The following is a 14067-nucleotide window of genomic DNA, read 5'->3' as shown; positions in this document are numbered from 1 at the left end:
ATGTTATATCTATTTATGTACAGAGCTAAGAAAAGTATAATAGTTATTGGTACCTAAATCAATAGACAGATTATGATGAATAAGGGGATTGATAAAAACGAATCAGATAAAATTACAACTGAAATACCAACATGGGTTTTACCCACAGAAGAAATTACTTTCTATGTGAAAATCAACAAAAACATAAATTTTACAAAAATTGAAATTAATATTCCAAAATGTTTTGAAGTTAAAGATTTTATTAATGTTTATAAACATACTTTTGACGAAAATATTTTATGTGTAACTGAAATTGGAGAATCCAAATTAAACCCAAAAAAATATTTTGGAGTTACAATTGCATCAAAAAAACCTTTTGATGAATTAGCTGTACAAAAAGAAATAAAAATAAAGATGATCGAAACTAATCATGATGAAACAGAGGCACTAGTATATGTGCGAGTGTTTAGACCATATCTAGAAATAGAACAAATTCCCGATTACATATCGTTAAATGATGTAGAGGAAACCACATTACCCATTCATTTACGATTCAAAGGATTTGGTGATATTTCAATTAGAATTGAGGCAAATATTGGTGGAGAATTAGTATCGGAAGGTGGAAGAACTGTAATAGATGAATTAGTTCAGGGTTTTCTACGAGAAGGAGTATTTGAAACATCATCAAAAAATAATCCAAATCAAGTCACTATTAATAAATTACTACTTTTACGAGAACTTGATAAATTTAAAAAGAGATTAGATGATGAAAAATTTATTAAAGAATTAAAAGAGGATGATGAAATCACACAAGAAACGATAGATTGGTTAATGGATCTTAATACACTACAACAAGATAAATTTATGAATGTGTTATATGATACAATGGAAGGGTATATGATAAAAAGAATAACAGATGTTTTTGCAAGAAATATAGGTGCGTATTTACAGATAGATTCTGGCACAAACATAGTAGCAAATCTTAAGACAAAATTAACCTCGTTATATATAACAATAAATTATGAAGATTTGGTAGGAAACTTATATCCACCATTAACAGGAAATATAGAAATTAGAGACAACCGTAAGAGTGCTCAATTAAAAGTGAATATTCCAATAGAAATTGAAAAAGTTTATGAAGATGAAGCATATAAAAACGTTAGAAATATGAGGATTGACCATGGTACTTAGTATATCTGCTGATCCAGTATTATGGTTTGAAACAATCAAAACCTATTTTTCTGATTTTAAACCAGAAACAAAATCCATGTGTATAAATTTCAATGATAAAACGTGTGAAATAGGTCTGTCATTTCACATTGAAGAGGGCTATAGAAAAAATCATAAAACACTAAAAATTCCTAATTTTTCTGGATTTCGTATTGTTGAAATGCAGGACGCAGTATTTAATTCATTAAAACCATTATGGAAGTTAATTGATAATGAGTGGATTCTTGATGCAAAAACATTGCCTAAATCTGATGGTTATTTTGTAAAACTGGAGGGAGGTATAAAAGAAGAAAGTTTAAAGAATTTAGTACACATCAAACCCTCGATTAACAGAGATCCGAGTGATGATTATGATAAATATTGGTTAGATGCATCATTAAAAGATCCTAAAAAATTAGAAAATATTTGGACAGAGTTAGAAATTGATGAAATAAATGTAAATGTAAAAGTCGATATAAATAAATTATTTGCTATACAATTGCCTCAAGAAATACAAGATAAAGCGGCAGCCATTCAAAAATTTCTTCATGCAGGAAAAACGGGGGATCGAGAATCGGTTTTTCGTGGTATGCATGATTTGAGAAAACAAGAGCGTAAAAACCCATTTCGTCCAAATGATTTTTGGAAAATCATTCAAAATCTTACTACCAAACAAACATTGAAAGAATATTTAACAGTAGATCAAAGATTTATTTTGGGTAATGTAGATAATTCAAGTACATTAAATAATTTAATGCCAGAAAATATTAAAGTGCAAGCTATTACTAAATTATCATTACGAGAACCAACATCCATCGGTTATCTTACACTGAAAAAGAAATTATATCTTGAGAGGATTAAAAAGGATTTTAATAAGGTCTTATCTAAAAAACCTTAAAAATTATGGGAATCTAGCTACTCAGATATTTATGTCTAAAATTTTTCTAAATATTTTTTCCTCTGATAGTGAGGACCACTTTAGAATGAGACCACTTACACATACATAATCTCATCTTGGATCATGGAGGAAGAAAGAGTATGAAAAAAAGGATTTCACCCCAAAACAAGGTACAAATAATTCTTGAATTTCTCTACACTAACAACAGTGTTGTAGAATTGTGTATAAAGTACAATGTTACTCCAGCTTTTATCAATGGAGGGATAACTTTGTCCAAACTGGCAAATTGCCATTACAAACAAATGATTTGATTGTACAAGATTACAAAAAGAGATAGACAGTTTAAACAGGATCATAGATGAATATATTATAGCTAACGAAATCCCAAAACTTGTAATATGGAATAACCATTCCTATACTTATTATTTCATAATCTCTCACTTTTCAACATCCACGAAAAATACAGAAACACCATCATCTTCTACCTCTTCAAATTTTGTAATTACTTTGGATGCTGTCCACACATGACACTGTGAAAACCCCATCTCTCTCCACTTCCTCATATTGAAACTGACCTGTTCGGGATGTCCAGATACCTCAACTTTAGATTCTACCTCAACGGATATTGATATTTTTCTATCATAGTCAAATGCAACAAGATCCGTCTTGAATACATGCGTTTTATACTTGTGCTGTTTAGCTATACAAACAAAATACCCCTTTTCCATATAGTAAGACATTGCCATACCTGCTACAATCTCTATATCCTGAGCTGTTCCTATATCACGAAAATTATCTGGAAATAACAACTTGCGATGCTCTGGCATTAAATCAAATTTACGCTCAAACACTCTACCTCTCATGCCAGACTCTCGTACTGTGATTACTTCATTGGCCATCAAATTAGTCAATGCCTTACTTGCAAGTTCACGTTTAGGTACCTTTGTAGCTTTGACAATAGAGACCAAATTAGACACATTCTTCTCCAAATGTACCAATATTCCCCACTCTAATTTAGAGTAGAATGGAATCGTAATGTGCAGCATCCAATCCGAACCTTCACTAACCATCGGTGGATCTTCATCAACCTTATCATTTCTTGATTCAAATAATGTCTTGACCTCATCAATACTTGAAAGTAATAATGGTTCATCTCGAACTGTAAACTGTAATGGAGTGCTCTGTTCATTATCTACATCACGCATTTTGGCAGTAAACACTCTATCTGATTGTACAGGAATCTGTTTTGTGAGCATATCTGCAAACATTGGATCCATAATTTTCGCTATTCGTTCAGCATCAATTCCAGATACTCTACCAAAGATTTGTGTTGCTGTATTTCCAGCTATACTCTCTAATAATTTTGCAGATATCTGAGATGTATTTTGATGTGAAAGGATTAGCCCTAAATTGTATGATCGAGCCTGAGCAAGTAGTGTGGATAGTAGTGTTAAATCATGTATCTTTTGAAACTCGTCTAATGCTAAAACGACCAAAGTTCTGTCCTCTGCAGGTATCATAGCTGCACGTGATTGTACAGCAAACCGAATCTTCATTACAATAGAGGTAATTGCAATACCGTGTGCATGAATAGGTGTTTGTGTATCACTTATTTGGAAAATAGTAAATTTTCCAGGCTGAAGTATATCCTCAAAATTAATGGAGGATTTCTTGACTGAAAATCTCTGTTTCATGTATGGATCTGTAGTAAATTGCTCAATTCTATTCAATATCGGCAACCACATATCTGCCCTCAAATCTGCAAGTGTGGTTAATGCCTCCTCAGTCTGTGCATTCTGAATCTTTCCTAAACTGATTAATCGGTCTACTTCACCTGTACCATACTTTTTGAATCTAGTTACAAGATCAAACAAGTCTAATAGTGTGGGTTTGTCGGATTGTGCGTATAATATGAGTAGTAGTAATCTTAAGATACGTTCTACTTGAATGAAGGTCTGATGTTGTGAATAATATTCTTTAAACATATCTACAACATGTCCTGTCATTCTAGAGACTATACTATTACAATCTGTATAGTACTGTGGCAATTCTAATATGTTTAATTTAAAATTACTACTACTAATATCTACAAACTGAACATTATTTTTCAAGGTATTCTTTTCACATTGTCTTAGGAATAGTATCGCATCATCATCTTTTGTATCCACATAGATGAATGCACTTTTAAATATATCATTTACATTTGCCAACTCTAGATGTTTGAATAAAATTCTCAACAAAGTAGTCTTCCCTGAACCGCTACCTCCCAAAATGTATGTGTGTCTAGATAAATCATTTGGATCCACTACAAATCCTTTTGAATAACTTTTACAATCGCCAAAATTTGACTGGCTCAAACCAATATGATATACCCTTTACAAGTATATAGATAGATTGACTAATCAATATACATTACAATTTACTTGAAATCTATACATAAATTTTGAAGAATTTTCAACAATTAGGCATAGAATTGATATGAAATTATTTAATAACTCACAATTACTTTAAATTATAATTTTTATTTTTAGAAGTTTAACGATAATATTGTCATTACGAAATGACTCTATTATGTTATATTGAATTACACTCAAAATCATACTAGTATTTTTATATTATTCATTTTAATTTTAGATATTGATTCCACCATTTCAAGAAATTATGTTACCAATTATTACTTTTACACACACACCAATTTCTCGTAAAGAAATTATAAATAAAATAATAGAGCACTTTGAACTCAATGAAGATGAAAAAAATCAATATCTTCAATCTGGAACACAAACTCGAATCGCTAATCGTACTTCCTGGGCTATATTTCATTTATCTAAAGCCGAGCTGAATTGTTGTGAACGATGATAAAACTATTATGATAACTAAAAAAGGAAGAGAAATTCTTAAACAAAATCCAACAAGGGTTAATCTTAAATTTTTAAAAACATTAGAATCTTATAAAAAATTTATATTTAGATATAAAAATAAAAAACAAAATACCATCCAAACCATCAAATCTGAACTCTCACCTGAGGAGATTCTTGAGAGTACCCAACAAACCTTACGTACACAAGTCGAGAACGAGCTTCATCAAAAAATTAATTCTCAAAATTTTCAATATTTTGAACGTCTAGTAATAAAAGTGATACGAGCAATGGGTTATGGTATTGAAGATAACGTTATCGGGAAATCTGGAGATGGTGGCATTGATGGTATTATAAAAGAGGACAAACTAGGTTTGGACAAAATATATCTTCAAGCTAAAAGATGGAAGTCCTCTGTTCCAGTTGAAACTGTTAGAGGATTTGCAGGAGCTCTTTCGTCTAAATCATCTAAAAAAGGTATTTTTATTACTTCATCCACTTTTAGTAGCGGCACAGAAGAATTTGTTAAAAAAAGTGATAATAATATTATTTTAATTGATGGGAAACAACTTGCAATGTATATGTATGAATATAATATTGGAACAAAGTGTACAACTACATATACAACTAAACAATTAGATAATGATTTTTTTGATGAATAATTATGAATCTACGACAGAAAACCATTTTTAGATATGTACGTGATGTACAATGCGATACTCTGCTTGTAACAGAGCCTGAAAATCTTTTCTACTTGACTGGCTTTTGGGGAGAAGCTATTGGTGTATTGACTAAAGATAATGTAAGGATTTTTGCCCCAAGTTTAGAGGTAGAGCGTGCAAAACTTGAAAGCAAAGACTGTGAAATCATTGCAGCGCCTAGAGGAACTGCTATAACATCATCACTAAAATCAATAAAATCTAAAAAAATCTGTACCGATGCTAAAGATATAACTTATTTCAGCGCGATGAAAAAAATATTTCCAAAGCTCAAACAATCATTCATCTCACTTCAGAGAGCTAGATTACTCAAAGATACCCAAGAGATTAATCTATTAAAGAAAGCCTCTAAAATAATTGATGAAATGTTTCAACTATGTGTAGATTCAATTACAGTAGATCAAAATGAATCACAATTACAAACAATTCTAATGTCATATGCAATGGATAAAGGCTTGTTTGATACTGGTTATCGTTGGACCACAAACCCATTAATTATATCTGGAGGACCAAACGGAGCACTGCCGCATGCACAAGTGACTAATAGAAAATTCAGAGACGGTGATCTAATTGTAGTAGATTTAACACTACGGTATCGAGGCTATGTATCTGATGCTACAAGAACATTTCATATTGGTGAAATGTCCCCTGATGCTGCAAAAGCGTATGACGCTGTACATCACTCTCAGCAATTAGGATTAGACGCTACTACTGCTAATGCTACTTGTAAACATGTAGATCTAGCATGTAGAAATCATATCGATAAACAAGGTTTTGGCAAATATTTTATCCACTCTACGGGGCATGGAATTGGTCTAGATGTACATGAATCACCTGCAATATCTTTGAATAGTAAAGAGGTCTTGAAGAGCAATATGGCTATAACAATAGAGCCTGGAATCTATATTCCAAAGAAATTTGGAATTCGTATAGAAGACTCTGTTATTGTGACTAAAGGAAAACCCATTTTGTTGCATAAATTTACTAAAGAACCCATTAGAATCTAATATCATTAAATAATTAGATTTAGTTTGATGATCATATGATGTCATAATTTTACACTAAACATAGGTATGATATGTGTAAATATTCTTTTATGTGGGAATGCGTATTACTTGTTTATGATAAGACGTCTTGTTATACGTATTATTAACGGGAAAACTGTAGTTGCTCACAGACCTACAAAAGGCAATACAAGTATACGACTTGCAAATGGCAGTACACGTATACGATTTGCAAATGGCAGTACACGTATACGACCTGCAAATGTAAATGCTCCTGAAATGAGTGAATATGGTTATTTTGCAGCAAAAGATAGACTGGAAAGACGTCTAGAAGGCAAGATGGTAGATGCAATTCCTGTAGGAAAATCAAATGGTAGAACTGTAGTTAAAGTAAAAAAATCTAGCGGAAAAGTACAATGAGATAAGAATTCAAATACAAAATTATAATCTATCTTGTTACCTGACAAATTGATTCTTGAATGAAGAATAAATGCAAGTATTCTAACACAAATTTAAAACATTTTAAGCAAAATTTTTAGAGTATAATTATAAAACACACAAGTCATTATATTATCTATTTAATTCTATTACTAGAATCATACTTGTCTTGTTTTTCTTTAATTAATTTTTTACAATTCATTATTGTTTTACTATTTGGTATATCTTTTAATGCTTTGTCAATATAACTAACTGCTTTTTCGTATAGATTAAGTTCTGCTAACGCAATTGCCTTATTACAAATTGGAATTTCATAACTAGGATCATTCTCCAATGCTTTATCAAACCATTTGATTGCGTTCTCGTATTCTCCCTTTATAGCAAATGTTTCTCCCATACTAGTAAGTACACCTACATTTTCTTCATCAATATTAAGTGCCCTCTTCAACAAACTAATTGCGTTCTCGTATTCTCCCTTCATAGCAAATGCATTTCCCAAACTAGTAAGCACATCTACATCATGTTCATCAATATCAAGTGCCCTCTTCAACAAACCAATTGCTTCCTCATAGTTATCTAAATCAATCATTACATTTCCTTTATAGTATAATGTGTCTGCATCTTCAGGATCAATCTCCAATGCTTTATCAAACCATTTGATTGCTTCCTCATATTCCTTCTTCATAGCAAATGCATTTCCCAAACTAGTAAGCACATCTACATCATGTTCATCAATATCAAGTGCCCTCTTCAACAAACCAATTGCTTCCTCATAGTTATCTAAATCAATCATTACATTTCCTTTATAGTATAATGTGTCTGCATCTTCAGGATCAATCTCCAATGCTTTATCAAACCATTTGATTGCTTCCTCATATTCCTTCTTCATAGCAAATGCATTTCCCAAACTAGTAAGCACATCTACATCATGTTCATCAATATCAAGTGCCCTCTTCAACAAACCAATTGCTTCCTCATAGTTATCTAGATTAATCATTACATTTCCTTTACAGCATAATGTGTCTGCATCTTCAGGATCAATCTCCAATGCTTTATCAAACCATTTGATTGCTTCCTCATATTCCTTCTTCATAGCAAATGCATTTCCCAAACTAGTAAGCACATCGACATCATGTTCATCAATATCAAGTGCCCTCTTCAACAAACCAATTGCTTCCTCATATTCTCCCTTCATAGCAAATGCATTTCCCAAACTAGTAAGCACATCTACATCATGTTCATCAATATCAAGTACCCTCTTCAACAAACCAATTGCGTCCTCATAGTTCTCTAGATTAATCATTACATTTCCTTTATAGTATAATGTGTCTGCATCTTCAGGATCAATCTCCAATGCTTTATCAAACCATTTGATTGCTTCCTCATATTCCTTCTTCATAGCAAATGTTTCTCCCAAACTAGAAAGCACATCTACATTTTCTTCATCAATATCACGTGCCCTCTTCAACAAACCAATTGCTTCCTCATATTTCTCCTTCATAGCAAATGCATTTCCCAAACTAGTAAGCACATCTACATCATGTTCATCAATATCAAGTGCCCTCTTCAACAAACCAATTGCTTCCTCATATTCCTCCTTCATAGCAAATGCATTTCCCAAACTAGTAAGCACATCTGCATCTTCAGGATCAATCTCCAATGCTTTATCAAACCATTTGATTGCTTCCTCAAAATATTGTTTTTCTAAATTTTGCTCTTTTTTATTATGATAAAATATACTCTTAGATACATACGCTTGTATAATTCCTTCAATTTTGAAGGTAATTTTTTTTTGACGTTTTTTCTCAACATTCCTAACCATACTCTGAGTTATGATCATTATTTCTTCAACTGCCCAATACATATGAAAAATATTTAATCTTTTTTTGCTTAACGTATGTACCAATTCATGACGAATATCAAATAAATCATCGATCTTTACTTTTTGTAGATAGCTTTCTTTGGAGTGATTTGTGTTAAACTCTACACTATTTTTTAATTCATTTATAATTTGTTCATAATATGTAATATTCAACCGCAAAATTTTTTTCATAATTGTTGAAATATCTTTGAAATTTTGAGCAGAATGTGCTGTAGCATAAACTCTTCCTGATGTAATTCTTCCACTTTTATAATTTTCTAAATCACTAAATTTTATGTCAACATATTCTTTTTGTATACTTGTACGTAATTCTTTATCCTCATTAATTGTTACCTTTGTTATAAACCAAAAAAAATGTTCTAATATTGTAACCAAGCGTATAACGATATAATTGTGTATATGAAATAACATTAAATTATTTTGTATGAGTTTTTCCTCTGCCTCTTCATTGAAATTTTCTACAAGTGATAAAAGTGAATAAAATTCTTCAAAAATATATTCAATATCTATTTTCTCTCTCGCCTTTCCTCTCTGATCAAAATATCTCAATTCAAAGATATAATCATACAATTATATTAATTTACTTGTTAGCTTTCTATTGACTAATGTATCTCTGTGGATACTATCAAAATCTGCCAAGGAAATGTGATCTTGCCAGTTTTATTTGTAAAACGTTTTGTATTATTCTCTACACGACTCTTCAACTCTATCTTTTCATTTCTACTCAATTTATTCATCTTTTGTCGTAATGGTTTTGCAATATACTTTGTATAATTTTTCCAATAATCATCAAATGTTCCAGGGCTATACTGATAAATGATATCTTTTACCTTTATTCTCTCAAATCCTGCCCGTTTCATCTCTTCTCTGAGTGCCTTTTTGGTACCAAATCTAGCCAAATCCGGACTACCATTATTCATATAATCTGGTATGAATTGTGTAATCTCTTTCATAATACTAGAAAAGTATGGAGATCCATATTTCTCACCATGAACAGTAACACCTAATCGTCCTCCTTTTCTCAGACAACTCTTCATATTCCTCAGTGCCTTTTGTGCATTTGGAAAGAAAAATAATCCAAACTGACATGTAACAGCATCAAAAGATTCAGAGAATCTAAAATTCTCTGCATCCATGTTTACAAAGTGAGCATTAGGTATCTTTCTTTTTGCCAATTTTAATGCGGTAATAGAAGTGTCTCCACCAACAACCATTCCATTCCTGACTTTTTTCACAATTCTTGCAGTTATAACTCCTGTACCACATGCTACATCCAACACTTTATCGTTAGCAGAAAAGTTCATCATATCAACTAGTACATCTCCACTCTGAAACGGCCCAGTCTTTGCACCAATCCATCTCTTTTGATATCTAGGTGCAATCTCATTCCATATTTTCATATTATATATTTTATAATCTGAGGATTTGTTCATATTTTATCTTCAATTGCTCTTGTTATTATTTTTACAATCTCTTCCTTTTTTTTCCTACCAGTTTTTACAACATTTTCTTTATCAATGATTAATACATCATTATATGATGTATCTTTTTTATATTTCACTCCAATATCATTTGCGATTATTAAATCTGCACTAGATTGTTTGAGTTTATTTCTAGCACTAGTCTGTAATTTCTTTACAGAGACATCAATCTCTGCTTTAAACCCAACAAGAAATATGCTTTTTTTGAGCTTTTTGATTTTATCTATAGTCTTTGCAGTTTTGACCAGTTTTACAGAAATCTCACTCTTTTCACTATTCAATTTTCCACTAATCTTTCTTGGGGTGTAATCGGAGATAGCAGCGGCCATTATGACAATATCGGATTTCTTCACCCTACTAGTAATGGTGTCATCCATCTGCTTTGCAGTCTTTACCGGAATGACACAAATTCCTGCAGGGATATCATACTCTCCGGGTCCATACACTAGTGTGACATTTGCTCCAACACGACTCAGCTCCTTTGCAAGCAGAATTCCTGTTTTACCACTACTAGTATTTTTAACAACACGGATATCATCAATGAATTCCTCAGTTGGTCCAGCAGATATCAATATTTTTTTCTTGTATAATTTTTCAGAACGATTAATCTTTATCACCTCTTTTAATACTTTTTCTGGCTCTGCAATCTTTGCCTTTCCCTCTGAAATTACAGGGGATACAAACTTTACCTTATCTGATAAATACTTGATATTCTTTTGTATGATATCATTATTATACATTGATTCATGCATAGCTAGAGCCATTACTATTGGAATTTTGGAACCAAAACTAGTAGTGAGTATGGTAGATATCACAGAGTCATCAATTCCATTTGCAAATTTACCTAGTGTATTTGCAGTTGTCGGATATACCACTATAACATCAGATGTGTTGTAATTTGCAACTTGAATATGCTCCAAATTACCAGTTAGTTTTGTTATGGTATCATTGCCAGTAGCCCATTTAAAATAATCTGCACGAATCAATTTTTCAACTGCTCTACTAAGCACACACGTCACATCTGCACCATGTCGCATGAATAATCTTGCAAGTTCAATTGCCTTGTATGCTGCAACACTGCCGGTAACACAGAGTATGATTTTTTTATTATTCAGCTCACTCCCATCGATACCAATAATATCTAAAGATGGATGATTATTCATTTCTCTTTCCTGAAAAAGAGTGCTCTGTGCCTGGAAATTGCCCAGATTGCACCTCTTTGATATATTGTGTTACAGATTCCGTTATGATTCCAGATAGGTTAGAGTATTTTTTCACAAATTTAGGATTGATTTTATCATACATACCAAGCATGTCATGAGTTACTAGTACCTGTCCATCACAACCACTCCCCGAACCAATTCCAATGGTTGGTATTGATATTTCAGATGTAATTATTCTAGCAGTATCTGTTTCCACTTTTTCTAATACTAAACTGAATGCACCGGCCTCTTCAACAGATTTTGCATCACGAATTAATTTTTCAGCCGAGTTGCTAGTATCTCCATGAACCACATAACCATCTGATAGAGTAGCAGTTTGAGGCTGCAGTCCAATATGCCCCATTACCGGTATTCCTACACTAGTGATTCCTTGTATGATATTTTTCATTACACTACCGCCCTCCAACTTTACAGCATCAGCGCCAGTNTGAATCAATTTACCTGAATTTTTAATTGCATCAGATAAACCAGACTGATATGACATGAATGGTAAATCAGCTACTATGACAGCATTTTTTCTAGCTCGTGATACAGCGCTTGTAAATAGACACATCTCATCCATTACTACTGGAATGGTACTGTCATAACCGAGCATTATCATACCTAAACTATCTCCGACTAGTAGTACATCAGCGCCTGCTCTATCACATAGAGTGGCAAGGGTATAATCATATGCAGTTAGCACGACAATCTTTTGCTTTGATTTCATATTTTTAATTAAACTAGTATTTTTCATGCCTGCCTCTCCAAATATTTCATAATCTGTGTTATACTGGCCTTGCGATTTTTGTTACTATCAAACTTTACCCTTTTAATATTTTTATTATGTTTAATTCTGCGACACTCCTCAACTAGTAGGGTCATACCTCTAGTTATATTATCAACAATACAGATTGATGCCATTCTAGCTGTACGAGATAGAGGATTGAGATCAAAAGTAATTACAATCTTACCCATATTGATTAAAGATTCAGTTCTATCTCCGTCCTCTAATGGTACTAGCACTACATCTGCCTGATAAATCCCCTCAGAACTCACATTACCTCTGGGACTCTTCAAGTTGGGAATTTTTTTACTACTAGAATGATTAACCAGAATATTCTTCCCACCATAATTATTCAATACCTTTTGTATAATCTTTGAGCGCTTGTCTGTATGGTAGAATAAATTGACTTCAATCTTTCCATCACAAATTTCACCCAACTGTATTATTTCTTTTGGACATAGAGTTGCAAAATTACCATTCACGGAAATTACTGGTCTTTTTGATATCATTAGTGAATATGCTGCAGACTTTATCGCAGATTTTGCACTACTAGTAGTCTTCTCACCAATGATATAATCAAACATCTCTCCTCTTCCATGAGCAATTAACCCCTCTCTTGCAACAAGCCCGTCCTCATATCCGGATATTAATAATTCTCTGATGCGCAACGATTCGGCTCGGGGGTGATTTTTGGGAATCAAGGCTATTCAATTAATCGTGGACCCTTGTGGTCTATTTGAGTAGTAATTACTCGTGCAGTATCATACCTTGAGGCAATTTTTTGTACCCGACTAATCTCTGATTCCTTTATTATCGTAAATATGGTCTCGCCAAAAAAAGCAATTCCACACTTTATGCCTTCATCTCTCAACTCTTCAATGACTCTGCCCAGACGTTCAGTGATAATTCCTACATGTCTTCCAAACTCTATTGACATGTCTTGAAAATGATAGATATCTTTTGATGCTTGAAATTGTTTTACCATCTTACCTCCAAGTCCATTTATTGTAGATAATTTTTTCATAAATGTTTTTGTGGCAATTGGTGCAAAACAAATCAATACAACCTTGTGAGAGTGATCATCTACCAACTCTACTTTACCAATACCCGGAGCTCCGGGTTTTGTTCTAATCTCTATTCCACCCTTGTACGATCCCAATACATCACCAAGTCCAGTCTTACAATCAATCTCTGCATTGTGTGCAATTAGTGCAATTCTCTCTTTACTATATCTAGTATCAAGAGCTTTGTCTAGTGCAAATGCCAAAGATAGTGCAGCAGCTCCACTACTTCCTAGTCCGTATCCAACTGGAATCTCAATATGCTGCTCTACTTGTATGGTATGATTAATCACACTATTATTCATAAAATATTGTAAAACATACTCTGATACATTGGTGTTATCTGTATCAAATCCAGTTGTAGTGATTTCAAATGGAATGCTTGTCTTCTCAACTAGTCTCACTCTACTCTTCACACCATACTGTATTGAAAATCCTGCACCAAGGGAACCGGTCTTCTCTGCAGACTTTTTTATCTCTGCCTTGAAGAATCCAGTGATGTGTCCGGGGCAGAACGCGATTCCTTCCATAATTTGAATTTAAATAATT

General features: G+C 32.7%; 12 protein-coding genes. 5 read left to right on the top strand and 7 right to left on the bottom strand.

Going from position 1 to position 14067, the window contains the following annotated elements; genetic code table 11:
* Positions 1-72 precede the first annotated feature (72 nt).
* Complete coding sequence (locus R1F52_02975) at positions 73-1170, top strand: hypothetical protein (GenBank protein WOV93606.1); 1098 nt, start codon at positions 73-75, stop codon at positions 1168-1170.
* Positions 1160-2086 (top strand): hypothetical protein, encoded by a 927-nt coding sequence (locus tag R1F52_02970; protein WOV93605.1) that lies wholly within the window; start codon positions 1160-1162, stop codon positions 2084-2086. The genes R1F52_02975 and R1F52_02970 overlap by 11 nt, the downstream gene beginning before the upstream one ends.
* A gap of 437 nt (positions 2087-2523) precedes the next feature.
* Here the strand turns inward: R1F52_02970 and R1F52_02965 are convergent, their stop codons facing one another.
* Entirely contained in the window at positions 2524-4443 is a 1920-nt protein-coding gene (locus R1F52_02965; GenBank protein ID WOV93604.1) for a type IV secretion system DNA-binding domain-containing protein, read from the bottom strand.
* A 491-nt stretch (positions 4444-4934) separates the two neighbouring features.
* Here R1F52_02965 and R1F52_02960 point away from each other — a divergent pair, with 491 nt between their 5' ends.
* From R1F52_02960 to R1F52_02950, 3 genes are all read left to right on the top strand, one after another.
* Positions 4935-5606 (top strand): restriction endonuclease, encoded by a 672-nt coding sequence (locus R1F52_02960; protein WOV93603.1) that lies wholly within the window; start codon positions 4935-4937, stop codon positions 5604-5606.
* 2 nt (positions 5607-5608) lie between these two features.
* Complete coding sequence (locus tag R1F52_02955; protein WOV93602.1) at positions 5609-6670, top strand: aminopeptidase P family protein; 1062 nt, start codon at positions 5609-5611, stop codon at positions 6668-6670.
* 114 nt (positions 6671-6784) lie between these two features.
* Positions 6785-7087: a hypothetical protein gene (locus tag R1F52_02950; GenBank protein ID WOV93601.1), complete on the top strand. Its 303-nt coding sequence runs from the start codon at positions 6785-6787 to the stop codon at positions 7085-7087.
* A gap of 154 nt (positions 7088-7241) precedes the next feature.
* Here the strand turns inward: R1F52_02950 and R1F52_02945 are convergent, their stop codons facing one another.
* The 6 genes from R1F52_02945 to R1F52_02920 form a co-directional block, all read right to left on the bottom strand.
* Entirely contained in the window at positions 7242-9536 is a 2295-nt protein-coding gene (locus tag R1F52_02945) for a tetratricopeptide repeat protein (protein WOV93600.1), read from the bottom strand.
* Positions 9537-9589: 53 nt separating this feature from the next.
* Positions 9590-10420: a methyltransferase domain-containing protein gene (locus R1F52_02940; protein ID WOV93599.1), complete on the bottom strand. Its 831-nt coding sequence runs from the start codon at positions 10418-10420 to the stop codon at positions 9590-9592.
* The gene (gene coaBC / locus R1F52_02935) at positions 10417-11631 is read right to left on the bottom strand and encodes a bifunctional phosphopantothenoylcysteine decarboxylase/phosphopantothenate--cysteine ligase CoaBC (GenBank protein WOV93598.1); all 1215 of its coding nucleotides are present in this window, start codon (positions 11629-11631) and stop codon (positions 10417-10419) included. Before coaBC ends, R1F52_02940 begins: the two co-directional genes overlap by 4 nt.
* Entirely contained in the window at positions 11624-12427 is an 804-nt protein-coding gene (gene panB, locus R1F52_02930) for a 3-methyl-2-oxobutanoate hydroxymethyltransferase (GenBank protein ID WOV93597.1), read from the bottom strand. The genes coaBC and panB overlap by 8 nt, the downstream gene beginning before the upstream one ends.
* Positions 12424-13158: a phosphopantothenate/pantothenate synthetase gene (locus R1F52_02925; GenBank protein ID WOV93596.1), complete on the bottom strand. Its 735-nt coding sequence runs from the start codon at positions 13156-13158 to the stop codon at positions 12424-12426. Before R1F52_02925 ends, panB begins: the two co-directional genes overlap by 4 nt.
* A gap of 2 nt (positions 13159-13160) precedes the next feature.
* Positions 13161-14048: a GHMP kinase gene (locus tag R1F52_02920; GenBank protein WOV93595.1), complete on the bottom strand. Its 888-nt coding sequence runs from the start codon at positions 14046-14048 to the stop codon at positions 13161-13163.
* Between the last annotated feature and the right edge of the window lie 19 nt (positions 14049-14067).

This window comes from Nitrosopumilaceae archaeon AB1(1), from assembly GCA_033471095.1.
GTDB classification, from domain to species: domain Archaea; phylum Thermoproteota; class Nitrososphaeria; order Nitrososphaerales; family Nitrosopumilaceae; genus Nitrosoabyssus; species Nitrosoabyssus spongiisocia.
This window is presented reverse-complemented; position numbering and strand designations above follow the sequence as displayed.